Here is a 22,768-nt window from a genome sequence, read left to right on the forward strand (position 1 = left end):
CGTGCGGCGGCTGCTGCCCGACCCGGCACCGGTCCCCGACGACGAGGCACTCGTCGAGGCCTACCGGCTGCCGGCCGGCCGCTCGTTGCGGGTGGACTTCGTCGCCTCGCTCGACGGCTCGGTGACCGTCGACGGGCGCAGCGGTGGCCTGGGCTCGCCGGGTGACCAGCGGGTGTTCCGGGCGCTCCGGGCGCTGGCGGACGTGGTGCTCGTGGGCCACGGGACGGCGGCGGCCGAGGGCTACCGCCCGGTGGCCGCCGACGCCGCCGTCGGCCGGCTGCGGACCGCGAACGGCCGGCCGGCGTCGGCCCCGGTCGCGGTGGTGTCCCGGCGGGCGTCGCTGGCGCCCGGGGACCGGCTCGCCGTGCCCTCGACGGTCCTGGTCACCTGCGCCGCTGCCGACGCCGGACGGCGGGCGGCCCTGGAGGCCGCCGGGGTGACCGTGCTGGTGTGCGGGGACGACGACGTCGACCTGCCCGCGGCGCTCGACGCGCTGGCCGACCGCGGGCTGGAGCAGGTGCTCTGCGAGGGCGGCCCGGCACTGCTGTCCGCCGCGCTGGCCGCCGGGGTGGTCGACGAGCTGGACCTGACGATCACCCCGGCCCTCGTCGGCGGTCCCGACCGGCTCCTGGCCGGCGCCCTGGCCGACGTCGTCCGCCCCCGGCTCCTGCAGGTGCTCGAGGAGGACGGCGTCCTGTTCACCCGGTACGCGATCGACCGGTAGGACGCCGGGCGACCGCCACCGCCCAGGCGACGTAGCCGAGGTCGACGGCCACCCGCGCCGCGACGCCGGCCGGCCGGTCGGACGCCTGCTGCAGCGTGCGCCGGTGGCGGAGCGGCTCCAGGTGCGCCGGCAGGTAGGCCGTGATCAGCCCGGCGGTCGCCCGTGCGCCGGTCCGCCGGGTCGCCGGCACCGCGACCAGGACTCCCACGGCGACGTCGGCCAGCCCGCTGACGGCGACCACCGCCGAGCGCGCCGGCAGCCACGACGGGACCAGGCTGCGGAAGTACTGGGGCCTCGTGAAGTGGGTGACCCCGCTGACCACCATGAACGCGGCCAGCGCCCAGGCCGCCGCGTCGTCGGTCCTCGAGCGGGTCACGGGTCAGCCGACCAGCCGCACGGCGTCGCCGTACCCGGTGAGCCGGTCAACGGGGTCCCGGTGCACGTCGGGCAGGTGCTCGACCGCGGCGGGACCGAGCCGCTCGGGTGTGGTGGAGGCCCAGGCCAGCACGTACGTGTCGAGGAGGTAGGTCACCACTCCTCGAACGCCTTCTGCAGGTCCTCCCGCAGCGGGGTGTCGAAGTCGTCGGCGATCCAGACGTTGCCGCGGTCGAAACCGAAGTTGGGCGTCCGCCGGGCCGGACCGACCAGGCGGGCGACCACCTTCCCGCGGTTGGTGATCTCGACCTCCTCGCCGGCCGCGACCTGCTCGAGCAGCCGCGACAGGTGCGTCTTCGCCTCGTGGACGCCGACGGATGTGGTCACGGCACGTAGTCTGCCCGGCGCCGTGCTCGGCGAGGAGGCGTCACCCCCTCCAGCTACCGAGCGGCACGGCCGCCGCCGTCCGTCTGCGGTGACTGCTTGACTGCGCGCATGGACCTGCCCCTGCTGCCGCCGGTGAAGCCGATGCTGGCCAAGGCCGTGACCAAGGTGCCCACCGCCGAGGGCATGTTCTACGAGCCGAAGTGGGACGGCTTCCGGTGCATCGTCTTCCGGGACGGCGACGAGGTGGAGCTGGGCAGCCGCAACGAGCGCCCGCTGACCCGCTACTTCCCCGAGGTCGTCGAGGCGGTCAAGGCGGCGCTGCCCGAGCGCTGCGTCGTGGACGGCGAGATCGTCGTCCCCCGGGGTGACCGGCTGCACTTCGAGGCGCTGCTGCAGCGCATCCACCCGGCGAAGTCGCGGGTCGACCTGCTGGCCGAGCAGACGCCGGCGTCCTTCGTCGCCTTCGACCTGCTGGCCATCGGCGACGAGTCGCTGCTGGAGGTGCCGTTCGCGCAGCGGCGGGCCCGGCTGCAGGAGGTCGTCACCGTCACCGACTCGGTGCACCTCACGGCGATCACCCAGGACGCCGGCACCGCGCAGCGCTGGTTCGAGGAGTTCGAGGGCGCCGGGCTCGACGGCGTCGTCGCCAAGGCCCCCGACCTGCCCTACGGGCCCGACCAGCGGCTGATGACCAAGGTCAAGCACGTGCGCACCGCCGACTGCGTGGTGGCGGGTTTCCGGTGGCACAAGAGCGGGCCGATCGTGGGGTCACTGCTGCTCGGGCTCTACGACGACGCCGGCGACCTGCAGCACATCGGCGTGGCCGCGTCCTTCCCGATGGCCCGGCGGGCCGAGCTGGTCGAGGAGCTGGCGCCCTACCGGGCCGAGGCGCTCGACGGTCACCCGTGGCAGTCGTGGGCCAACGCGCAGGTGGTGAACGGCGCGAACGGCGAGGAACACCGGATGCCCGGGGCGCAGAGCCGCTGGAACGCCGGCAAGGACCTCTCCTGGGTGCCGCTGCGCCCGGAGCTGGTCGTGGAGGTCAAGTACGACCAGCTGGAGGGACGCCGGCTGCGGCACACCGGGCAGTTCCTGCGCTGGCGTCCCGACCGTGAGGCCCGGAGCTGCACGTACGACCAGCTGGAGGTGCCGGTGCGGTACGACCTGGCGGAGGTCTTCGCCGGCTGACGACCCTCCCCGAGGTGCCTTTCGCGCGCGGAAGGCACCTCGGGGAGGGGTCACGGCGTCGCGGAGTGACGGTCCCGTGACGATCGGCTGAGGGCTGTGTCACCCGGTCGGATGAAGGACCTCCCTGCCCCCCGGCCACTCGCGGGCTCGCGGCGGGCCCCGGCGGGCGGGCCGCATACCCTCGTGACCCATGCGCCTGTCCCGCGGCCTGGTCGCCGCCGCCTCCGGCCTGCTCGTCGCGGTCTCCGGCTGCACCTCCTCCTCCGAGGACACCGCGGCGGAGTCCTCGGCCGCCACGCCGTCGACGCCGGCCGAGCCGGTGGCCGCGGAGATCGCCTGGCGCGACTGCGATGCCGAGATCACCGGGCTGCTGGCCGGCGCCCCGGGCAGCGAGCGGGACCTGGCCTTCGAGTGCGGCAGCACCGAGGTGCCGATCAGCTACGACGAGCCGGAGGGCGAGACCCTGCCGCTGTTCCTGCTCCGGGCCCGGCTGGCCGGTCAGACCGACCGCATCGGTTCGCTGGTCGTCAACCCGGGTGGACCGGGCGCGTCGGGCGCCGACGCCGCGATCGGCTCGGCGCTCACGCTGCCCGAGGACGTGCTGCGCCGCTTCGACGTCGTCGGCTTCGACCCGCGCGGGGTGGGGCTGTCGACGCCGGTCGAGTGCATCCCGGCCGAGCTCAAGGAGCGGGTCATCGCGTCCGAGCCGCGCCCGACCACGCCGGAGCAGATCGACGAGGCGTTCGCGCTGCAGCAGGAGGTGGCCGACGGTTGCGCCGAGGAGTACCCCGACTCGTTGGGCACCTTCAACACCGTCGACACGGCGCGGGACATGGACCTGCTGCGCCAATCGCTGGGCGACGAGCAGCTGACCTACCTGGGGTACTCCTACGGCACCACGCTGGGCTCCACCTACGCGGAGCTGTTCCCCGACCGGGTGCGGGCGCTGGTGCTCGACGCCGCCGTCGACCCGGACGACGACCCGCGGGCCGAGGCCGAGCAGCAGGCCAGCTCGCTGGAGGCCGGGTTCGACGCGTTCGCGGCCAACTGCGTGGGCCTGGTCGCCGGCTGCCCGCTCGGCGCGGAGCCGCGCCGCTTCGTCGAGGAGCTGGTGGCCCAGGCGGCCACCGCGCCGATCCCGAGCGCGCTGCCGGGTGAGACGCGGCAGGCGACGCCGGGTGTCATCGGCACCGCGATCGTCTCCGCGCTGTACGACACCGGCCGCTGGCCGCAGCTGGCCCAGAGCCTCGCCGCGGCCCGGAACGGCGACGCGCAAGGCGTGTTCTCGCTGGCCGACACCTACTGGAGCCGGCTGCCGGACGGGACCTACACCAACCTCATGGACGCCCTCGTGGCGATCAACTGCGCCGACACCGACCCGGAGAACGCAGTGCCGGAGGAGGAGATCCGCAGCCTGGCTGCCGAGTGGGGCCAGCGCTTCCCGCTGTTCGGCGCGGGATCGGCCGTCGGTCTCCACAGCTGCCAGGTGTGGGAGGCCGAGCGCACCCCGATCCCCGAGCGGGACGCCGAGGGCGCGGCGCCGATCCTCGTCGTCGGCACCTCCGGCGACCCGGTGACCCCGCTGCCCGGTGCGGTCGACATGGCCGAGGACCTGGCCTCCGGCGTCCTGCTGACCTGGCAGGGGCAGGGGCACACCGCCTACCCGAAGACCGAGTGCGTGACCGCCGCGGTCAACGCCTACCTGATCGACCTGGTGGTGCCGCAGGACGGCCAGACCTGCCCCGCCTGAGTGGTGCGGCGGGCCGGGTCGGCACACGATCCGGCCCGGGCGGCCTAGGGTGCGCCGGGTGATCACTCCACCTGGGTCCGGTCGGTGATGGCGTCGTCGAAGGACGCCGTCCTGCTGCAGGTCGACGGCCACGAGGTGCGCGTCTCCAACCCGGAGAAGCCGTACTTCGCCGAGCGCGGCATCCGCAAGATCGACGTCGTCGAGTACTTCGTCGCCGTCGGCGAGGGGATCCTGTTCGCCCTGCGCGACCGGCCGACGACCCTGGAGCGCTGGCCGGGTGGGGTGTTCGAGGGCGCGCGGCTGTCGACCCGGGTGGACAACACCGGCGACGCCTTCTACCAGAAGCGGGTGCCCAAGAACGCCCCCGACTGGGTGCCGACGGCGCACATCACCTTCCCCAGCGGGCGGACGGCGGACGAGATCGCGCCGGACTCGGTGGCCGTCGTCGCCTGGTGCGCGAACCTCGGGACGCTGACGTTCCACCCGTGGCCGGTGTCCAGGTCCGACGTCGAGCAGCCCGACCAGATCCGCATCGACCTGGACCCGCAGCCGGGCACCGACTTCTCCGACGCCGTGTGGGTGGCGCCGCACGTGCGCGAGCTGCTGGCGGAGTTCGGCATGCAGGGCTGGCCGAAGACCTCCGGCGGCCGCGGGGTGCACGTCTACGTGCCGATCCAGCCGCGGTGGACCTTCCCCGAGGTGCGCCGGGCGGTCATCGCCTTCGGCCGCGAGCTGGAACGGCGGATCCCCGAGCGCGTGACGATGTCGTGGTGGAAGGAGGAGCGCGGCGAGAAGATCTTCATCGACTACAACCAGATGGCCCGGGACCGCACGATCGCCTCTGCGTACTCCATCCGGCCCAAACCGCACGCCCCGGTGTCCGCCCCGGTCGACTGGGACGAGCTGCCCGACGTGCTCCCGACGGACTTCGACGTGCTCACCATGCCGGCGCGCTTCCGCGAGGTGGGCGACAAGCACGCGGGGCTGGCCGACCACGCGTTCGGCATCGAGCCGCTGCTGGAGCTGGCCGAGCGGCAGGCGAGGGACGACGGTCTCGGCGACCTGCCCTATCCGCCGGACTACCCGAAGATGCCGGGCGAGCCGATGCGCGTGCAGCCCAGCCGCGCCAGGCGTCCTACCGACACGGACAGCTGAGACCGCGGTCGGCGGGCGGCCGGCACAGGGCTTGGTCCGCCGGACGACCCACCGCCGTGGCGATCCGCATGCAACTCCTCACCGACGCGCGGGGTCACCGACATCCCCCGTGCCGTCGCCGTTGGAGACCTCGCGGCGACGTGGCCGGCTCCCGCGGAACGACACGTCCGCCGGCGCACAGAGGCCTCCCGGCGATGGAACGGCACGCGGCAGCTCCATCGCCGGGAGGCCTCCACCCGCCGGTCGAGTTCCTAGCCGCGCGGATCCTGCGGACGACCGACGGTCCCCACCCTGGGTTGCCCCTGCGCGGGGACGGATGCGTCCCCCGCCGACGCCACGAAATTGCCGCCCGGGCTGACCGACAGCTGGCCGTCGGCCTCCGAGCCCGCCGTGGACGTCTGCGGCGCCAGGGCCGCAGCGTCCCGTGATGGGCTCGGGGTCCGCTCCACGACGATGACGAAGTCGTCGCCGTGGCGGCTGATGCCGTCGACGACGGCCTGCTCGATCGCCACGGTGGCGTAGTTGCCGCGCAGGACGATGGGATCGCGGCGGAGGTCCTTGACCAGGCTCACGGCCATCGCCGCCATCACCAGCGCGAACGGCAGGGCTGCGATGATCGTCAGGTTCTGCAGTCCCGTCAGTGCCGCGCCGTCCTCGCCCAGGAGCAGCATGATCGCTGCGACGGAGCCCATCACGACGCCCCAGAAGACGACGACCCAGCGACTCGGTTCCAGGGTGCCGCGCTGCGAGAGCGAACCCATGACGATCGAGGCCGCGTCCGCACCGGACACGAAGAAGATCGCCACGAGGAGCATCACGAGCACGGTCGCTGCCGTGGCCAGGGGGTACTGACCCAGGACGGCGAACAGCTGCCCCTCCGTGGTGCCCTGGCCGGCGACGTCGACGCCGCCGCGCTGGGCGGCGATGCCGGCACCGCCGAACACGGCGAACCACAGCAGGCTGACCAGGCTGGGCACCAGGAGCACGCCGGTCACGAACTGCCGGATGGTGCGGCCTCGGCTGATGCGGGCGATGAACAGCCCGACGAACGGCGTCCAGCTGATCCACCAGGCCCAGTAGAAGACCGTCCACCCACGCAGCCAGGCAGCCATCGGGTCACCGCCGGTGGCCTCCGTGCGCGCGGCCATCTCGCCGAGGTCGGAGAAGTAGCTGCCGACCGCGTCGGGGATCAGGTTGAGGATGAAGATCGTCGGGCCGAGGACGAACACGAAGACCGCCAGGACCAGGGCCAGGACCATGTTGGTGTTGGACAGCCACTGGATGCCACGGGCGATGCCGGAGACGGCTGAGGCGACGAACGCAGCGGTCAGCACCGCGATGATCGCGACGAGGATGCCGTCACCGACGCTGCCGAACCAGCCGAGGATCTCGACCCCGCTGCCGATCTGCAGTGCACCCAGGCCCAGGGAGGCCGCCGACCCGAAGAGGGTGGCGAAGATGGCCAGGACGTCGATGACCCGGCCGGCCGGACCGGCGGCCCGTCGCTCCCCCAGCAGCGGGATGAACACCGAGCTGATCAGCTGACGGCGCCCCCGCCGGAAGGTGCCGTAAGCGACGGCCAGCCCGACGACGGCGTACATCGCCCACGGGTGCAGCGTCCAGTGGAAGAGCGTGGTGGCCATCGCCGTCTGGATGGCCTGGGACGACTCCGCCTCGGTCGTGAGCGGCGGCGGCGAGACGTAGTGCGAGAGCGGTTCGGCGACCCCGAAGAACATCAGCCCGATGCCCATGCCGGCGCTGAACATCATCGCGATCCACGAGATGGTGCGGAACTCCGGCCGCTCGTCGTCGCGCCCCAGGGGGATGCGCCCGTACTTGCTCGCCGCCAGCCAGATCACGTACACCACGAACGCCGACGCCAGCAGGACGAACAGCCAGCCGAGGTTGCCGGTGACCCATCCGAGGACCGAGCCACTCACGGAACCCAGACCCGTGGGCGTGGCGAAGCCCCAGACGACGAAGCCGAGCGCCATGACCGCGGCGACGGCGAACAGGACCCTGTCCACGGCCCAGTGCCGATCGGCGATGCAGGGTGGCGGCTCCGTGATGGCCGGGTGTGTCCCCGTCACCGACACATCCGTGATCCTGATGGCTGAGCGCTCCCCCGACCCACCGGCTCCACCGCCGGCCGTCGGATCGGTCCCCACGGCGTCCGAATGGCTCAGCCGGTAGGGGGGCGATGCTTGTTCGCCGCGCGGTTGCTCCATGACACTCCTCAATCCTGTTGCGCCATCCGAGACCGGCTTCGCATGAGGGAACCAGAGGGCCCGCCCCGGAACAAGGGTCGGACGTGATTGTCCACACAGTTTCGCCCCGACGAGACCCGGCGGAGCGCGCGCGTGACGAGGCGGACGCCTGTCGGCCCGCCGGTCCCGACGCGAACGCCGTCCCGGTCCGAGCCGCGGCCGCCGGCCACAGTGGGAGGGAGCCTGCTCCCGGGGACGACGAGCGGCGCGGTCGTCGAGCCGTGGCCTGGGGACGTGCCCGCCGGGCTCCCGATCCGCGTCGCACGCGGTCCGCGCGGATCCCGGAGCGGGCCTGTCGGGCGATCGCGGGGAGGCCCGCTCCTCCGACGCCCGTCCCCGTGCGCCCACCCGGAGCCCGCGAGACGGAGACGGACGATCCCGGAGCGGGGGCGATGAGCGCTCGGTCGTCGTCAGGACCGGACCGCGCCGCCACCGAGGGAACGGACGCCTGCCCTCCGGGGCTGGACGGCCACGACATGCGCCCGAGGCGTGTCCTCGTGGGAGGCCGTGGCCGGCCTGGCCACACCCACGCGGATCCGGGGTCGACCCGGGCTCAGTCCGCCAGGCGCTGCGTCAGCCAGTCGTGGAACTCCCCGATGTGGTGCTCGGAGGGGACCAGGACTCCGCCGTTGGCGTAGGCGCGGGAGGACATCGCCGGCTGGGTCCGCTCGCAGGCCGCGAAGTCCTGCTCGTTGACCCGGTGGAACAGCTCCACCGACCGGGACACGTCCTTGCCCGAGTCCACCACCTCGCGGGTGTAGAGCCAGTCGCACTCCACGATCGTCCGGTCCGCCGAGATCGGGAACATGCGGTGGACGATCACGTGGTCGGGCACCAGGTTGACGAACACGGTCGGCCTGACCGTGATGGCGTAATAGCGGCGGTCCTGGTCGTCGGCCACACCCGGGAGCTTGTCGAAGCCCTCGCTGCCGTCGACGGTGAAGCCCTGGACGTCCTCGCCGAACTCCGCGCCGTGGCCGACGTAGTACTGCGCGGCGTAGCCGTCGGCGAACTCCGGGAGCACCTCGGTGAGCTCCGGGTGGATCGTCGCGCAGTGGTAGCACTCCATGAAGTTCTCGATGATGAGCTTCCAGTTGGCCTGCACGTCGTAGGTGATGCGGCGGCCCACCGAGAGGGAGTCCAGCTCGTAGCGCTCGATGGCCTCCAGGTCCCCGAGCCGCTCGGCGATGGCGCCCATGACGTCGTCCTCGAACGACGGGGGCTCCGCGGCCAGGCACAGCCACGCGTACCCCAGCCACTCCCGCAGGTGCACCGGGACCAGGCCGTACTGCACCCGGTCGACGTCGGGCATCTTCGTCAGGTTCGGGGCGGCGATCAGCTTGCCCTCGAGGTCGTAGGTCCAGGCGTGGTACGGGCACTGGAAGGCCCGCTTGACCTCACCGGAGTCCTCCGTGCAGATCTGCGCGCCGCGGTGCCGGCAGATGTTGAGGAAGGCCCGCAGCTGCCCGTCCCGGCTGCGGACCACCAGGACGCTCTCCCGGCCGACCTGGACCTTCTGGAACGAGCCGGGGGTCGGCAGGTCCGCCGACCGCACCGCGCAGAACCACATGGTCTCGAAGACCCGGGTCTGCTCGAGGGAGAAGATGGCCGGGTCGGTGTAGTACTGGCCCGGCAGCGTGGAGATGAGGCTCGCGGGCAGGTCGGTGGCGGTCATGCGGGCACCTCGGTGGCGTCGGGCGTATGGCGGGTACGCCGGCGGTCGGACTGTGGGGAGCAGGGTGGACCCGGTCGTCGTCGGGGAGGGGCTCCGACGGGCGACTGTGTTGCAGATTACGGTTTGTGTTGCGCCTTGCACAACCGCTGTCAGGAAAAGAAGCCGAGTCGCCGGCTCAGGGCGTCGGCCGCCTCGACCACCAGGGGGGCGACCAGGTCGCCCAGGGATGCCGGCGTCATCCGGAACGACGGGCCCGACACGCTCACCGCCGCGGTCACCTGCCCGTCCGCGTCGCGCACCGGCGCCGCGACGGCGTTGAGGCCGACCTCGAGCTCCTCCACGGTGACCCCCCAGCCGCGTGCCGCCACCTCCTCGAGCTGCCCCTGCAGCACGTCGGCATCGGTGATCGTGGCGTCGGTGTAACGCTCCAGGACGCCGGACAGCACCGCCTTCCGCACGGCCTCAGGGGCGTGCGCCAGGAGCACCTTGCCGCTGGACGTGGCGTGCAGTGGCGTCCCCCGCCCCACCCAGTTGTGGGTGCTGATCGTCGCCCGGCCCCGCACCTGGCTGATGTTGACCGCCCTGGTGCTGTCGAGGATGGCGAGGTTGACCGTCTCCCCGACGTCGTCCGCGAGGACCTCGCAGATCCGGCGCCCCTCCTGCGTGAGGTCGAGCTGAGCCGCCGTGGCGCCGGCCAGCCGGACGATCCCGAAGCCCAGGCGGTACTTGCCGCGGTCGGCCAGCTGCTCGACGAACCCCCGGCCCTCGAGGACGGCGACGAGCCGGAACGCCGTCGACTTGTGCACCCCGAGCTCCGCCGCGATCTCGGTGACACCGGCGTCCCCCCGGACCGCGAGGATCTCCAGGATGCTCAGCGCACGGTCGACCGACTGGACCAACGCGGCCGGGCCGCGCTCTCCTCCGGAACTCTCCTCGACGCTCACGGCCCCAGCCTAGAGATCGAATTCACACCAGACCCTTGACGAGCCTCTCGGCGGGCGGCCACCCTGTTTCGCGAAGAGAAGGTCGTTGCGCCCAGCGCAACCAGCGAACCGGAGTGTCCATGGTCCCGGTGTGCCCGACCAGCGCGCTGCCCCCCGGCGAGGCGATCCGCGTGACGGACGGCGTGCCCGCGCCGATCGCCGTGTTCAACGTCGACGGCGAGTTCCTCGCGATCGACGACACCTGCACCCACCAGGACGCCTCGCTCGCCGACGGGTGGCTGGAGGGCTGCGAAGTCGAGTGCCCGCTGCACGCGTCGTGCTTCGACCTGCGGACCGGGATGCCGTCCGGACCACCGGCCAAGGCGCCGGTGCGCACCCACCCGGTCACCGTCGTCGACGGGACGGTCCACGTCCAGGTCGGTGGCGCCGCGGAGGGAGCGGCGTGACCGCGACCGTCGCGGTCGTCGGCGCCTCCCTCGCCGGGCTGTCGGCGGCCCGGGCGTTGCGCGCGCGGTCCTACGACGGACGGGTCGTCGTCATCGGCGACGAGGTGCACGCCCCCTACGACCGGCCCCCGCTGTCCAAGGAGTTCCTCGCCGGCACGTACAGCCTGGAGGACCTCGTACTCGGCACCGCGGCCGACGAGGCGCTCGACCTGGACTGGCGGCTGGGCACCGCCGCGGTCGGCCTGGACCGCGCCACCCGGTCCGTGCGGCTGGCCGACGGGAGCGAGGTCCGGGCCGACGGCGTCGTCCTGGCCACCGGTGCCCGCGCCCGCCGGCTCCCCGGGACCGAGGGCCTCGCCGGCGTCCACGTCCTGCGTTCCCTGGACGACGCCGTGGCGCTGCGGGCCGACCTGCTCGCGGCCGGGCACCTGGTCGTGATCGGCGCCGGGTTCATCGGGGCCGAGGTGGCCTCCACCGCCCGGGCCCTCGGGCTGGACGTCACCGTCGTCGAGACCCAGCCCGTGCCGCTCGCCGGCCCGCTCGGTGCCCGGATGGGCGGGGTGTGCGCCGAGCTGCACGCCGACCACGGGACGCGCCTGCTCGCCGGCACGGGGGTGGCGCGCCTCGTCGGCCGGACCAGGGTCGAGGCCGTCGAGCTGGCCGACGGGCGACGGCTGCCCGCCGACGTCGTGGTCGTCGGCATCGGCGCCGTCCCGAACGTCGAGTGGCTCGCCGGCTCGGGCGTGACCCTGGAGGCGGGCGTCCGCACCGACGCCCGGTGCGCGACCAACGTCCCGGGGGTCGTGGCCGTGGGCGACTGCGCGTCCGCCTGGTCCCCCGACGCGGGGCGAGCCGTCCGCGTGGAGCACTGGACGCACGCCCTGGAGCAGCCCACCACCGCGGTCGCCACCCTGCTCGGCACCGACCCGGGGACGAGGCCGACGGTCCCGTACTTCTGGTCGGAGCAGTACGGCCGCCGCATCCAGTTCGCCGGGACCCGCCGCGACGGCGACGACGTGCGGGTGGTCGAGGGCAGCTGCGCGGACCGCAGCTTCCTCGCTGTCTACGAGCGCGACGGCCAGCCGGTCGCCGTCCTCGGGGTCGACCAGCCCCGCCTGTTCACCCGGTGGCGGCGGCAGCTCCGGTCCGCCGAACCGGCGACCCCGCTCACCGCCTGACGCCGGCCGTGGCCGCCGGTCCGGCGCAGGGCGGCCGCGAGCACCACCGGGCCGGGCAGCCCGCGCCCGACCCGGATCCCCGGTCCGGGCCTCCCCGGCCCCGGCCGCCGCACCATCTCCTGACAGCGAAGGGGCACGACGTGAGCCAGCAGCAGTACGACTTCGTCATCGTGGGCGGCGGATCGGCGGGCAGCGCCCTCGCCAACCGGCTCAGCGCCGACCCCGGCAACCGGGTGCTGGTGCTCGAGGCCGGCCGGAAGGACTCCCTCTGGGACGTCTTCGTGCACATGCCGGCCGCGCTCACCATCCCCATCGGCAACCGCCTCTACGACTGGAAGTACGAGAGCGAGCCGGAGCCGTGGATGGGCGGCCGGAAGGTCTACCACGCCCGCGGCAAGCTGCTCGGCGGCTCCAGCAGCATCAACGGGATGATCTTCCAGCGCGGCAACCCCATGGACTTCGAGCGCTGGGGTGCCGACGAGGGCATGGGGACGTGGGACTTCGCGCACGTCCTGCCCTACTTCAAGCGCATGGAGAACTGCACGGCCGCCGCCGACGACGACCCGTTCCGCGGCAAGGACGGCCCCCTGGTCCTCGAGCGCGGCCCGGCCACCAGCCCGCTGTTCCAGGCCTTCTTCTCCGCCGTCCAGCAGGCCGGCTACCCGCTCACCGACGACGTCAACGGCCACCGGCAGGAGGGTTTCGGGCCCTTCGACCGCAACGTGCACCGCGGCCGCCGGCTGAGCGCGGCCCGCGCGTACCTGCACCCGGTGGTGTCCCGCCCGAACCTGACGGTGGAGACCCGCGCCTTCGTCACCCGGGTCCTCTTCGAGGGCGACCGCGCCGTCGGCGTCGAGTACCGCCGCGGGCGCGGACCGGTGCGCACCGTGCGCGCCGGCGAGGTGGTGCTCAGCGGCGGCGCCATCAACACCCCGCAGCTGCTGCAGCTCTCCGGCGTCGGCAACGGCGCGGAGCTGCGCGCCCTCGGCATCGACGTCGTCGCCGACCTGCCCGGCGTCGGCGAGAACCTGCAGGACCACCTCGAGGTCTACATCCAGCACGGGTGCAAGCAGCCGGTGTCCATCGCCCCGGGCATGAAGTGGTGGAACAAGCCCAGGATCGGCGCGGAGTGGCTCTTCCTCCGCAAGGGCCTCGGCGCCACCAACCACTTCGAGGCCGGCGGGTTCGTGCGCAGCAACGACGACGTCGCCTACCCGAACCTCATGTTCCACTTCCTGCCGATCGCCGTCCGCTACGACGGGTCGATGCCCGAGGGCGACCACGGTTACCAGGTGCACATCGGGCCCATGTACTCCGACGCCCGCGGCACGCTGAAGATCACGTCGACCGACCCGCGGGTGAAGCCGGCCATGCGGTTCAACTACCTCTCCACCGAGCAGGACCGCCGGGAGTGGGTGGAGGCGGTGCAGGTGGCCCGGCGGATCTTCGAGCAGCCGGCGTTCGCCGAGTTCAGCTCGGGTGAGATCTCCCCCGGACCGGAGATCGAGACCCCCGAGCAGATCCTCAGCTGGGTGGCCAAGGACGCCGAGACGGCGCTGCACCCCTCCTGCACGGCGAAGATGGGCACCGACCCCCTCTCGGTGGTCGACCCGACGAGCATGCGGGTGCACGGGCTGGAGGGCCTGCGGGTCGTCGACGCATCGGCCATGCCGTACGTGACCAACGGCAACATCTACGCACCGATCATGATGATGGCCGAGAAGGCCGCCGACCTGATCCTCGGCAACACCCCGCTCGCCCCCGAGCACGTCGAGTTCCACCGGCACCAGCCGGCTCCGGTCCGCGAGGCCGCCGGCCAGGCCTGACCGGACGACGACGGCCGCTGCCGACTCCGCGGGAGCCGGCAGCGGCCGTCGTCGTCCTCAGACCGGCTGCACCCGCAGGCGCGCCTCGGCCCCGGCCAGCGTGCCCACCGTCTCGGGGCCGCCCGACTCCAGCAGCGTGGCCAGCGCGACGAACACCTGGGCGGTCGTGAACGCGTCCCCGCTGGCCTCGTGCGGCCGGGAGCTGGGCACACCCAGGGCCGCCGCCAGCCCCGCCAGGGACAGTGCCGGTGGCGGGGTCCGGCCGGTCCCGGCCAGCCACAGCCGGCCCAGCGCGCAGGTGTCGAGGACGGGGTTCCGCAGCCGCACCCCCCGGGCCCGCAGCGCGCGGCCGAGGAAGCCCCGTTCCACCCAGGCCGCGTGGGCCACCAGGACCCGCCCGGTCATGACCTGCAGCAGGCCGTCGAGCGCCTCTGCCAGCGGCGGCGCGCCGGCGAGGTCGGCAGGACGCAGCCCGTGGATCCGCACCGCCTCCGCCGGCACCCCCCGCTCCGGGCGCGCCAGGCCCTCGGCGGCGGTAGCGCAGACCACCCGGCCACCCTCCACGCAGACCGCTCCCCAGGACACGATCTCGTGGTGCCGGGGGTCCAGACCGGTGAGCTCGAGGTCGACGACGCAGAACGACGCCTCCCGCCACGGCGTGCGGTCGGCGATCCGCGCGGCATCCCGGTAGGCCCGCGCCGCCTCGCTCCCCGGTCGCATCGGCAGGCCGCGCATCACACCACGCCCTGCCGGAGCTGGACGGCCACCCGGCGCTGGACGGCGGACACGGCGCGGAAGGCCTCCCTGAGCGCTCCGCGGGTCACCGGGTCGAGGTCGGCCGGGGCCAGGTGGTCGTCGGGCCGCCGGCCGGCGCGCAGCTGCTCGACCTGGTGGTCGACCCGGAGCTCCAGCAGCAGGTCGAACGCCTCGGTGAGCGTCCGGGCGTCGTCCGCCGGGAGCGTGCCCGCGTCCGCGGCGGCCCGCAGCCGGGCCGGGGTGGAGGCGCTGGTGACGCCGGCGGCCATGCCGGCCCACCGCGCCAGGTCGACGACGGGCTGCAGCCCACCGCGCTTGAGGTCGAGCCGCCCGGCGTGCTCCCCGCCGTGCTCCACGACGAAGTCCCGCAGGAACCCGGTCGGCGGGCGGTGGCCCAGCGCGAAGCGGGCGAGCAACGCCAGGAACCCGGGGTGGCGCCGGGCGTCCCGGAAGACCTCCGGCAGGGCCGGCCCGCTGCGGATGCCCCACACCGGCCGGCCGTCGACCATCATCGAGACGAGCACCAGCGCCTTCTCCTGCGTCGGGTCGGCGAGCCAGCTGTGCGCGGCGTCCCGCCACCCCGCGTAGGACCGCATGAACAGCGGTGCGGTCGCCACCGCGCCCTTGGTGTCCGCCGGGAACCCGCACGCCTCCAGGCCCGCGACGACGGCCTCGGCGACGGCCCGCAGCTCCGCCCGCATCCCCTCGTCGGCGGTGCCGTACCAGACCAGCGCGCTGTCGACGTCGGACGACGGCACGGCCTCCCGGCGGGCGAGGCTCCCCAGCGCCAGCCAGGTGAACGGCACCGACGGCTCCCCCACCTCGGCGACGGTGAGCTGGACCAGCCGCCGGGTCAGCGCGTCGGAGACCACCGAGTGGATCCCGGCGATGTCGGTGGCGGCCACGCGGGCGTCGTGGAGGGCGAGCACCGCCGGCCGCAGCTGGGCCGACGCGGTCACCAGGTCCTGCACCGTGCGCGCCCGGGCGATCGCCGACCGCAGGTGGAAGCTGCTGCGCGGGGCGGCGGCGAGCAGGTCGGCGTCCTCGAGCACGCCGAGCACCCGGCCCCCGGGGTCGAGGACCGGCAGGTGCCGGATCCCCCGCTCCAGCATGTCCAGGAGCACCTCGCCGCTCATCCGCTCGGCGTCGACCGTGTGCGCCGGGAAGGTCATGACCTCCTCGACGGGCGTGTCGGTGCCGAGCGCGCGGGCGACGACGCGGGCCCGCAGGTCCCGGTCGGTCACGATGCCGAGCCCTCCCCCGCGCACCGCCACGACGGCCGCGGTCGCGCCCGCGTCGGTCATCCGCTCGGCCGCCTCGCGCACCGGCGTGCCGGGGGCGCAGACGACGGGCTCGGTGCGCAGCAGGTCGGCCACCGGGCGGTGGGCGGCGTCCACGACCGGCTCGACCTCGTGCCGGCGGGGCACGGGGTCGGCGAGCAGGGAGCGGGCGACGAAGCGCAGCCCGGCCGGCTGCGCCAGCACCCGGCGGGCGGACGCGGCCGGGATGCGGTAGCAGAGCGTGTCCTCGGCGGCCACCACGCTGAACCGGGCCGGGAGCCCGGACAGCATCGACGCCTGCCCGAACAGCTCGCCCGGACCCAGCTCGTCGAGGACCCGGCCGTCGTGGACGATGTCCAGCGCACCCCGGCGGACCACGCGCAGGTGCTCCACCGGCGCCTCACCCTGCTCGATGAGCAGGGTGCCGGCCGGGAGGTACTCGACCTCGGCGACCGCGGCGACCTGCTGCAGCTCCTCGGCGCAGAGCGCGTCGAACGGTGGCCGGCCCCGCAGGAACTCCGCGACGTCCCTCACCGCCCCGCCCGGCCCCCCTGCAGGGCCCCGCCGCGAGCTCGCGAGTGGTGGGGGGCAGGGGGGTCCTTCTTCAGCGGACGCCGCCGACCGGGACGTCGGTGCGCCCCGGGTCCTCGTCCGGGTCGACGAGGCGTGCGACCGGGACCCCGGTCGCGAGGCCCGACGGGGCCGGGGCAGCGGACAGCGTGTCGACCGCGTGCTCGGGCAGCACCCCGCTGTTGTGCCGGGCGCGCAGCAGGTAGTAGGCCAGCCCGACCAGCGCAATGACGCCGATGAAGACGAAGGCGCCCCACTGCAGGTACCAGTGGTACGGCTCGGTGGCGTTGTAGATCTCCCGCCGCGGCCAGGCCAGGTTAAGCGCCATGCCCGCACCCCACAGCACCGCGAGGATGTTGACCGGCAGGCCCCAGCGGCCCAGCGAGAAGTACTTCCCGTCGTTCCGCTCACCGGGCAGCGGCCAGCGACCCCGGAGCCGGCTGAGCAGCATCGGCACGGTGACCAGCAGGTACGCCAGGTAGATCATGATGATCGCGATGCTGGTGATCACCGTGAAGATCTGCGGCTGCCGGATGTTGATCAGCAGGATGCTGATCGACAGGACGCCGATGACGATCGCGGGCACCACCGGCGTCTTGCGCTTCGGGTCGACCTTCGCCAGCCGGGCGCTGAACGGCAGGTTGTTGTCCCGCGCCATCGCGAACATCATGCGGATCGTCGCGGTGTGCACCGCCAGGCAGCAGACGGTGATGGCGATGACGATGCAGGCCAGGAACACCTTGCCCAGCCCGGTGCCCGCGACCTGGAGCAGCACGTACTGCAGGCCGCCGGTGCTCGACGACAGCTGCGGGTCGTCCAGGTCGCGCACCGCCATGAGGCCGAAGAGCAGGATCAGGCCGCCGAGGACGAACGACGCGGTGACCGCGCGGACGATGGCCTTGGGCGCGGTGCGCCGCGGGTCGATCGTCTCCTCACCCAGCGAGCTGGCGGTGTCGAAGCCGTACATCACGTAGGCCGAGGCCAGCGAGGCGACGAGGAAGGCGCCCAGGTAGCCCAGGTCCCGGCCCTCCCCCATCCCGGCGGTGTCGGTGAGCACCTCGACCGGGCTGCGGGTCATCGCCACGGCCAGGATCACGATGATCAGCACGGCCGCGACCAGCTCGATGAAGACGCCGGCGCTGTTGATCCGCGACATCAGCTTCACGCCGTAGGCGTTCACCACCGTGGTGAACAGGATGAGCGCGCTGCCGAGGATGACGGCGTTGATCGCGAAGTCGTAGGTGCCGGTGCCGTCACCGACGACCTGGAAGCCCGACCACAGCTGGGGCAGCGTGATCTGGTAGGCGAGGACGGTCGCCGACAGCGTCACGATCGATGCCGTGAGCATGATCCAGCCGGCCATCCACGAGGTGGTCCGGCTCCCCAGCCGCTTGGTCCAGTTGTAGAGCGACCCCGCCACGGGGTACTTCGCGGCCAGCTCGGCGAAGCACAGCGCCACCATCAGCTGACCGAGGAAGACCATCGGCCAGGACCAGAGGTAGGCCGGCCCGCCGGCGCCGAAGCCGAAGTAGAACAGCTGGAACGTGCCGGTCAGGATCGAGATGTAGCTCACGCCGGCCGCGAAGCTGGAGAACTTGCCGATGCTCCGGTCGAGCTCCTGCTTGTAGCCGAACTCGGCGAGGTGGGACTCGCCGTCCTGCGTCGTGTGCGCGCTCATGGGCGTCCGTCCGGTGGAGGGGGTGGGGGGAGGGATCAGCCCTGGAACCAGCGAGCCGGCGCCGGGGCGGTGTTGTGCCAGATGTGCTTGGCCTCGCGGTACTCGGCGAGGCCGGACGGGCCGAGCTCGCGCCCGTTGCCCGACCGTCCGAACCCGCCCCACTCCGCCTGCGGCAGGTAGGGGCCGAAGTCGTTGATCCAGACCGTCCCGTGCCGGAGGGCGCGGGCGACCCGCTCGGCCCGGGCGGTGTCGGCGGTCCACACCGCGCCGGCGAGCCCGTAGTCGGTGTCGTTGCCGAGCGCGATCGCCTCCTCCTCCGTGCTGAACCGCTCCACGGTCAGGACGGGCCCGAAGGACTCCTCCTGCACGATCCGCATGTCGCGCCGGCAGTCGGCGAACACCGTCGGCAGGTAGAAGAACCCGCCGGCCAGCTCCGGCTCGTCGGGACGGCGCCCGCCGGTGACCAGCCGCGCGCCCTCGCGGACGCCGGCCGCGACGTACTCCTCCACACCGGCCCGGTGCTCCCCGGACACCAGGGGCCCGCTCTCGGTCGCCGGGTCGAACCCGCTGCCGAGGCGGATGCGCTCGGCGCGCTCGGCCACGGCCGCGACGAACTCGTCGTGGATCTCCTCCTGCACGATGAGCCGGGTGCCGGCCGAGCACACCTGGCCGGAGTGCAGGAAGACCGCCGTCAGGGCGTTGTCGACGGCGGTGTCCAGGTCGACGTCGGCGAAGACGATGTTGGGGTTCTTGCCGCCCAGCTCGACGGTCACCTTCTTCACCGTCTCGGCCGCGGCGCGCAGGATCCACTGCCCCGTGCTCAGGCCGCCGGTGAACGACACCATGTCCACGTCGGGGTGCTCGACCATCGCCGCACCCACCTCCCGGCCACCGAGGACGAGGTTGACCACGCCCGCCGGGGCGCCCGCCTCCTCGAGCAGCTCGGTGAGCCGGATGGTGGTCAGCGGGGTGACCTCGCTCGGCTTGACGACGATCGTGTTGCCGGCCGCGAGCGCCGGTGCGACCTTCCAGGACACCTGCAGGAGCGGGTAGTTCCACGGCGTGATGAGCGAGCAGACGCCCACGGGCTCGTAGACGACGCGGCTGACGACGTCGGGGCGGCCGGCGTCGACCAGGCGGCCAGGGTCCTTGTCCGCCAGGTCCGCGTAGTAGCGGAAGACGGCGGCCACGTCGTCGACGTCCTGGCGGCTCTCGCCGACGGTCTTGCCGGTGTCCAGGGTCTCCAGCCGGGCGATGTCCTCCCGGTCCCGCAGCAGGAGGTCGGCGACGCGGCGCAGCAGGGCACCGCGCTCGGCCGCCGGGGTGCCGGACCACTCCCCCGCGTCGAAGGCCGCGCGCGCGGCGCCGACGGCGGCGGTGACGTCGTCGGCGGTCGCCTCGTCGACCTTCGCGACGACGCTCTGGTCGAAGGGGTTGACGACCTCGCGCTGGTCCGAGGAGGACCCCGCGCGCCAGGTGCCACCGATGAAGAGGTTGGCCATGACACTCCCCGTTCTGTTGCGGTATCCGGCACTGTTGTCGTCGGCGAGACAGCTTGGTCGGTGACTCAAGTCACCGTCAAGATCCCGACCGGAGCGGGCTCGGCCCGCTCCCCCGTCCAGGCGCAGGGAGTACCCGCCCCCTCCCCCAGGCGACCCGGCCGACCGGCCGGGTCCGGCGTCCACCAGCCTGGCGCATCGCCGTCCGCGGAGTGGACCGGGGACGGCGAGCTCCTCCGCGGACACCCGGTCCGCCACGGTCAGCACGCGCTGTCCGAGCTGGCCCGGGCCCAGCAGCCGGGCGCGCTCGACCCCCGGCAGGTACCCGGGGTCCCGGGGCGGCGTCCACCACCGGCCGTCGTCCACGACCGCGGTCCGGATGGCGACGCCGAACCGCGCCCGCACGGGTGCGTCCGGCGGGCCGACGAGGCCGATGGCGCCGCAGTGGACGCCGCGGAGACCGTCCTCCAGGCCCCCGAGACGGCCGTGGAGCCGGCCTCGGGCGCCCCGGTGACCGAGCCGCACGGGACAGCGCGCGGACGAGGTCGACCAGCCCGGTGCCCGGCCGCAGCCGCGCGGTGACCTCCGAGGTCAGCGGCAGCACGGTCCCGGAGCGCTCCACCGTGGCGAGGGGACGTCCTCGGCCCGCTGCATGGCGCTCGCCATCAGCCGGTGAGGTCGCACCGGTGGGCGTCGCCGCCGCTGTCCGTTGCCGGATCCGCGCGACCCCTGACGGGCGTCCACGCCGGACCGCGGACCGCCGTGCCGGCGCGCAGGTCGTCGGAGCGGACCCACGCCTGCGGAGCCGGGTCGGTCAGCGGAAGACGACCGTGCTGGACCCGTTGAGCAGCACCCGGCGCTCGCAGTGCCAGCGGACCGCGCGCGAGAGGGCCAGTGCCTCGGCGTCCCGCCCGACCGTGGCCAGCGCCCGCGGGTCGTGGGTGTGGTCGATGCGGATGACCTCCTGCTCGACGATCGGCCCCTCGTCGAGGTCGGGGGTCACGTAGTGGGCCGTCGCGCCCACCAGCTTGACCCCGCGATCGAAGGCCTGGTGGTAGGGCTTGGCGCCCTTGAAGCCGGGGAGGAAGGAGTGGTGGATGTTGATCGCCCGTCCGTGCAGCGCGGCACATGCCTCGTCGGAGAGGACCTGCATGTAGCGGGCCAGCACCACCAGGTCGGCCCGGTGCTCGTCGACCAGCTCGAGCAGCCGGGCCTCCGCGTCACGCTTGGTCGCCGGGGTCACCGGGACGTGGACGAAGGGCAGGCCGGCGGCCTCGGCCATCGGGCGCAGGTCCTCGTGGTTGGACACCACGGCCACGAGCTCGCCGCCGAGGCTGCCGGCCCGCCACCGGAAGACGAGGTCGTTGAGGCAGTGGCCGAGCTTGGAGACCATCACCAGCACCCGCTGCGGCTTGCCCCCGGTGACCTCGTAGGTCATGCCGAACTCGTCGGCCACTGCCCGGAAGGCGTCCGACAGGCGGTGCGCGTCGGCGTCGTCCCGGCCGACGAACGCCGTCCGCAGGAACAGCTGGCCGCGCACCGCGTCGTCGAACTGCTGGTGCTCGACGATGTCGCAACCGTGTTCGAACAGGAACGAGCTCACCGCGCGGACGATGCCCGGGCGCTCCCGGCAGCTGAGCGTGAGGGTGAAGGGGTGGGACACGGGTGCCTCCTCAGCACTCGACGACGTTGAGCGCGAGCCCGCCACGAGCGGTCTCCTTGTACTTGTCCTTCATGTCCGCACCGGTCTCCCGCATGGTCTTGATCGCCTTGTCGAGGGAGACGTGGTGCCGGCCGTCACCGCGCACGGCCATCCGGGCGGCGGTGACGGCCTTGACCGACCCGACGGCGTTGCGCTCGATGCACGGGATCTGCACCAGCCCCCCGACGGGGTCGCAGGTGAGGCCCAGGTTGTGCTCGATGCCGATCTCGGCGGCGTTCTCCACCTGCTCCGGCGTCCCGCCGAGCACCTCGGCGAGACCGGCGGCGGCCATCGAGCAGGCCGACCCGACCTCCCCCTGGCAGCCGACCTCGGCACCGGAGATGGAGGCGTTCTCCTTGAACAGCAGGCCGATCGCCGCGGCGGTGAGCAGGAAGCGGACCACGCCGTCGTCGGAGCAGGAGTCCACGAAGTCGCGGTAGTAGTGCAGGACGGCGGGCACGATGCCGGCGGCGCCGTTGGTCGGGGCGGTGACCACCCGGCCGCCGGCGGCGTTCTCCTCGTTCACCGCGAGCGCGTAGAGGGTCACCCACTCCATGGCGCGCAGCGGGTCGGTGTCGTCCCGGGCGGCCTCCAGCTGCGCCCGCAGCGTCGCGGCCCGCCGGCGCACCTTCAGCCCACCGGGCAGCACCCCGGGCGTGCGGGTGCCGCGCTCGACGCACTCCTGCATGACCGACCAGATGTGCAGCAGGCCGGCGCGCACCTCCGCCTCGCTGCGCCAGGACAGCTCGTTGGCCAGCATCACGTCGCTGATCCGCAGCCCCGTCTCGCGGGTGCGGGCCAGCAGCTCCGCCCCGGTGCGGAACGGGAAGCGGACGGGTGTGGGGTCCTCGACGATGGCCGGGCGGCCGGCCTCGTCCTGGTCGAGCACGAAGCCGCCGCCGACCGAGTAGTACTCGCGGCGCTGCAACTCGGCGCCGTCGGCGTCCAGGGCCCGGAACACCATGCCGTTGCTGTGGAACTCCAGCCGCTTGCGCCGGTGCAGCACGACGTCGTCGTCCACCGAGAAGGCGATGGGGTGCTCGCCGGCCAGCCGGAGCTTGCCCCCGGTGCGCACGCCTTCCACGCGCGGTCGGGCGGCGACCGGGTCGACGGCGTCCGGCTGCTCCCCCTCCAGACCGAGGACGACGGCCCCGACGCTGCCGTGCCCGTGGCCGGTCGCGCCCAGCGACCCGAACAGCTCGCAGCGCACGCCCGCCGTCCGGGGCAGCAGACCCTGCTCGCGCAGCCCGGCGGCGAACGTCGCGGCCGCCCGCATCGGGCCGACGGTGTGCGAGCTCGAGGGCCCGATGCCGACCGTGAAGAGGTCGAAGACGCTGATCGTCATGCGGAGTCCGCCGCCCGCCGTCG

The 22,768-nt window shown here is 73.5% G+C and carries 19 protein-coding genes; 7 read left to right on the forward strand and 12 right to left on the reverse strand.

Translation table 11 applies throughout. The features are described from left to right. The first annotated feature begins 1 nt into the window (after window position 1). Entirely contained in the window at window positions 2-724 is a 723-nt protein-coding gene (locus BLR12_RS08735) for a dihydrofolate reductase family protein (RefSeq protein ID WP_091376234.1), read from the forward strand. On the opposite strand, the gene BLR12_RS08740 is transcribed toward BLR12_RS08735, so the two are convergent. Genes BLR12_RS08740 through BLR12_RS08745 form a run of 3 tightly spaced genes read right to left on the reverse strand, consistent with a single transcriptional unit; the run spans window position 699 to window position 1,486 of the window. Continuing rightward, entirely contained in the window at window positions 699-1,100 is a 402-nt protein-coding gene (locus tag BLR12_RS08740; protein ID WP_091376237.1) for a DoxX family protein, read from the reverse strand. The two genes, BLR12_RS08735 and BLR12_RS08740, sit on opposite strands and share 26 nt — an antisense overlap. 3 nt (window positions 1,101-1,103) lie before the next feature. Further along, window positions 1,104-1,256, reverse strand: coding sequence for a PIN domain-containing protein (locus tag BLR12_RS23995; protein WP_143018740.1), 153 nt, complete (start codon window positions 1,254-1,256; stop codon window positions 1,104-1,106). After that, window positions 1,253-1,486, reverse strand: a complete 234-nt coding sequence (locus BLR12_RS08745) for a type II toxin-antitoxin system Phd/YefM family antitoxin (RefSeq protein WP_091376240.1) — start codon at window positions 1,484-1,486, stop codon at window positions 1,253-1,255. The genes BLR12_RS23995 and BLR12_RS08745 overlap by 4 nt, the downstream gene beginning before the upstream one ends. A gap of 108 nt (window positions 1,487-1,594) precedes the next feature. Here BLR12_RS08745 and BLR12_RS08750 point away from each other — a divergent pair, with 108 nt between their 5' ends. The 3 genes from BLR12_RS08750 to BLR12_RS08760 all read left to right on the forward strand — a co-directional run bounded on the left by BLR12_RS08750 (window position 1,595) and on the right by BLR12_RS08760 (window position 5,579). After that, complete coding sequence (locus tag BLR12_RS08750) at window positions 1,595-2,674, forward strand: ATP-dependent DNA ligase (RefSeq protein ID WP_091376243.1); 1,080 nt, start codon at window positions 1,595-1,597, stop codon at window positions 2,672-2,674. Between the two features lie 190 nt (window positions 2,675-2,864). Then, window positions 2,865-4,424 (forward strand): alpha/beta hydrolase, encoded by a 1,560-nt coding sequence (locus tag BLR12_RS08755; protein WP_091376245.1) that lies wholly within the window; start codon window positions 2,865-2,867, stop codon window positions 4,422-4,424. Between the two features lie 87 nt (window positions 4,425-4,511). Then, window positions 4,512-5,579 (forward strand): DNA polymerase domain-containing protein, encoded by a 1,068-nt coding sequence (locus BLR12_RS08760; RefSeq protein ID WP_091376247.1) that lies wholly within the window; start codon window positions 4,512-4,514, stop codon window positions 5,577-5,579. Between the two features lie 251 nt (window positions 5,580-5,830). Here BLR12_RS08760 and BLR12_RS08765 read toward each other — a convergent pair whose 3' ends face one another. From BLR12_RS08765 to BLR12_RS08775, 3 genes are all read right to left on the reverse strand, one after another. Then, entirely contained in the window at window positions 5,831-7,606 is a 1,776-nt protein-coding gene (locus BLR12_RS08765; protein ID WP_255363379.1) for a BCCT family transporter, read from the reverse strand. Between the two features lie 793 nt (window positions 7,607-8,399). Continuing rightward, on the reverse strand, window positions 8,400-9,521 hold the full coding sequence (locus BLR12_RS08770) for an aromatic ring-hydroxylating oxygenase subunit alpha (protein WP_091376253.1): 1,122 nt from the start codon (window positions 9,519-9,521) through the stop codon (window positions 8,400-8,402). A gap of 149 nt (window positions 9,522-9,670) precedes the next feature. Then, on the reverse strand, window positions 9,671-10,465 hold the full coding sequence (locus tag BLR12_RS08775; RefSeq protein WP_091376256.1) for an IclR family transcriptional regulator: 795 nt from the start codon (window positions 10,463-10,465) through the stop codon (window positions 9,671-9,673). Window positions 10,466-10,584: 119 nt separating this feature from the next. On the opposite strand from BLR12_RS08775, the gene BLR12_RS08780 reads away from it, so the two are divergent. From BLR12_RS08780 to betA, 3 genes are all read left to right on the forward strand, one after another. Next, entirely contained in the window at window positions 10,585-10,911 is a 327-nt protein-coding gene (locus BLR12_RS08780; RefSeq protein WP_091376259.1) for a bifunctional 3-phenylpropionate/cinnamic acid dioxygenase ferredoxin subunit, read from the forward strand. Beyond that, on the forward strand, window positions 10,908-12,089 hold the full coding sequence (locus BLR12_RS08785; protein ID WP_091376262.1) for an NAD(P)/FAD-dependent oxidoreductase: 1,182 nt from the start codon (window positions 10,908-10,910) through the stop codon (window positions 12,087-12,089). Before BLR12_RS08780 ends, BLR12_RS08785 begins: the two co-directional genes overlap by 4 nt. A gap of 140 nt (window positions 12,090-12,229) precedes the next feature. Next, window positions 12,230-13,915, forward strand: a complete 1,686-nt coding sequence (betA, locus tag BLR12_RS08790; RefSeq protein WP_091376665.1) for a choline dehydrogenase — start codon at window positions 12,230-12,232, stop codon at window positions 13,913-13,915. 57 nt (window positions 13,916-13,972) lie between these two features. Here the strand turns inward: betA and BLR12_RS08795 are convergent, their stop codons facing one another. The 6 genes from BLR12_RS08795 to BLR12_RS08820 form a co-directional block, all read right to left on the reverse strand. Further along, entirely contained in the window at window positions 13,973-14,650 is a 678-nt protein-coding gene (locus BLR12_RS08795; protein WP_218120588.1) for a 3'-5' exonuclease, read from the reverse strand. Next, window positions 14,650-16,485: a putative nucleotidyltransferase substrate binding domain-containing protein gene (locus tag BLR12_RS08800; RefSeq protein WP_176832417.1), complete on the reverse strand. Its 1,836-nt coding sequence runs from the start codon at window positions 16,483-16,485 to the stop codon at window positions 14,650-14,652. Before BLR12_RS08800 ends, BLR12_RS08795 begins: the two co-directional genes overlap by 1 nt. A 70-nt stretch (window positions 16,486-16,555) precedes the next feature. Next, a complete protein-coding gene (locus BLR12_RS08805; protein ID WP_091376267.1) occupies window positions 16,556-18,199 on the reverse strand; it encodes an APC family permease in 1,644 nt (547 codons plus the stop codon). 35 nt (window positions 18,200-18,234) lie between these two features. Continuing rightward, on the reverse strand, window positions 18,235-19,701 hold the full coding sequence (locus BLR12_RS08810) for an aldehyde dehydrogenase family protein (protein WP_091376271.1): 1,467 nt from the start codon (window positions 19,699-19,701) through the stop codon (window positions 18,235-18,237). A gap of 811 nt (window positions 19,702-20,512) precedes the next feature. After that, on the reverse strand, window positions 20,513-21,361 hold the full coding sequence (gene purU / locus BLR12_RS08815; RefSeq protein WP_091376273.1) for a formyltetrahydrofolate deformylase: 849 nt from the start codon (window positions 21,359-21,361) through the stop codon (window positions 20,513-20,515). A gap of 10 nt (window positions 21,362-21,371) precedes the next feature. Beyond that, window positions 21,372-22,745 carry an L-serine ammonia-lyase gene (locus BLR12_RS08820; RefSeq protein WP_091376275.1) on the reverse strand — a complete coding sequence of 458 codons (1,374 nt, stop codon included), beginning with the start codon at window positions 22,743-22,745 and terminating at the stop codon, window positions 21,372-21,374. Window positions 22,746-22,768: the final 23 nt, after the last annotated feature.

The sequence above is a fragment of the Geodermatophilus sp. DSM 45219 genome, from assembly GCF_900104025.1.
Lineage (GTDB): Bacteria > Actinomycetota > Actinomycetes > Mycobacteriales > Geodermatophilaceae > Geodermatophilus.

Coding starts and splice junctions, on each gene's coding strand:
- BLR12_RS08805 (WP_091376267.1), bottom strand. CDS start 18,199: ATGAGCGCGCACACGACGCAGGACGGCGAGTCCCACCTCGCCGAGTTC.
- BLR12_RS08810 (WP_091376271.1), bottom strand. CDS start 19,701: ATGGCCAACCTCTTCATCGGTGGCACCTGGCGCGCGGGGTCCTCCTCG.
- BLR12_RS08770 (WP_091376253.1), bottom strand. CDS start 9,521: ATGACCGCCACCGACCTGCCCGCGAGCCTCATCTCCACGCTGCCGGGC.
- BLR12_RS08755 (WP_091376245.1), top strand. CDS start 2,865: ATGCGCCTGTCCCGCGGCCTGGTCGCCGCCGCCTCCGGCCTGCTCGTC.
- BLR12_RS08750 (WP_091376243.1), top strand. CDS start 1,595: ATGGACCTGCCCCTGCTGCCGCCGGTGAAGCCGATGCTGGCCAAGGCC.
- BLR12_RS08760 (WP_091376247.1), top strand. CDS start 4,512: ATGGCGTCGTCGAAGGACGCCGTCCTGCTGCAGGTCGACGGCCACGAG.
- BLR12_RS08780 (WP_091376259.1), top strand. CDS start 10,585: ATGGTCCCGGTGTGCCCGACCAGCGCGCTGCCCCCCGGCGAGGCGATC.
- BLR12_RS08795 (WP_218120588.1), bottom strand. CDS start 14,650: ATGCGCGGCCTGCCGATGCGACCGGGGAGCGAGGCGGCGCGGGCCTAC.
- BLR12_RS08820 (WP_091376275.1), bottom strand. CDS start 22,745: ATGACGATCAGCGTCTTCGACCTCTTCACGGTCGGCATCGGGCCCTCG.